This is a genomic window from Variovorax glucosi (assembly GCF_051216695.1).
GTDB lineage: Bacteria > Pseudomonadota > Gammaproteobacteria > Burkholderiales > Burkholderiaceae_C > Variovorax.
The window spans coordinates 1-1,088 of record NZ_JBPJZE010000329.1; the positions used below are offsets into that span (position 1 = coordinate 1).

At 67.6% G+C, this 1,088-nt stretch carries 1 protein-coding gene and 1 pseudogene; one reads left to right on the plus strand and one right to left on the minus strand.

The annotated features are described in order from the left end of the window. Positions 1 to 607, plus strand: a 607-nt coding sequence (locus ACSFA3_RS25375) for a DUF1444 domain-containing protein (protein WP_435508097.1), incomplete at its 5' end; no start/stop codon positions are given. 19 nt (positions 608 to 626) lie between these two features. Here the strand turns inward: ACSFA3_RS25375 and ACSFA3_RS25380 are convergent. Continuing rightward, positions 627 to 1,088: pseudogene (locus tag ACSFA3_RS25380) on the minus strand (NADPH--cytochrome reductase); the annotation flags it as partial.

Consider the following 1,088-nt stretch of genomic DNA (forward strand, 5'->3'; position numbering starts at 1 on the left):
GCACGTCGACTTCCTCGAGGCTGTGCAGCCGATGCTCGACCAGATCGAGGCGCGGGGCGGCAACCGCGAGGCGCAGACGCCCGTGGCCTACCCCTTCGCCGGCGATTCCGATCTGCTGATGACGTTCGCGCTCGACACGCCCACGCAGTTCATCACGCTGACCCAGGAGGGCATGGAGGAAACGGGGCTCGATCCGCAGTCGCTGTACGAACTGGCGATCGACAACATGCTCCGGCAGGTGGAGCCCAATCTCGGCACGCAGGATCTCGTCATGTACAAGGCCCTGGTGACGGGCGACGACTTCGAGGCCTGCATGCTGCTGCTGCCGGACCTCTGGGCGCAGTTGTCGCAGGGGTTCAAGGGCGAGTTGCTCGCGGTGGTGCCCAGCCGCAGCGTTATCTACTTCATGGACAGCGGAGCAAGCTTCGATGCCGGGGGAGAGCCGATCACGGCAGAGACCATGCTGCGCCTCATGTGTTCGGCCGCCGCCGAGGTCAAGGCCGAGGCGGGGCCGCACGGCCTCTCCGACAAGGTGATGGCGCTGACCTCGGACGGCTGGCACGTTCGCGGCACTTTCGAGGACCACGCGTCGGCACTGGAGGCCTGAGGCCCCCGCAGGCTTCCTTTCAGCTGCCGGCCCATACGTCCAGCACATAGCGCTGGTCCGCAATCATCTTGTCCATCCACGCCGTGCTGTCGTGCCCGTGTTCGCGCGCAAGGTCGCTCAGCGTGCGCCGCACGTCGGGCTCCATGCGCGAGCCGTCGCCGCACACGTAGACCACCGCGCCGGCCTCCAGCAGTTTCCACACTTCGGCGGCCTGCTCGCGGATCAGGTCCTGCACATAGACCTTGCGCTCGCCCGCGCGCGAGAAGGCGGTATGCAGCTTCATCACGCCGCGGTGCGCCCAGGCCTGGAGTTCGTCGGCATAGATGAAGTCCTGCTCGGGATGGCGGCAGCCGAAGAACAGCAGCGCCTCGCCTTGCGCATTGCCTGCCTCGATCTGCGCCGCGCGCTCCTGCAGGAACCCACGGAACGGCGCGAGGCCGGTGCCCGGCCCGACCATGATGAGCGGCCGGCTCGCATCGTC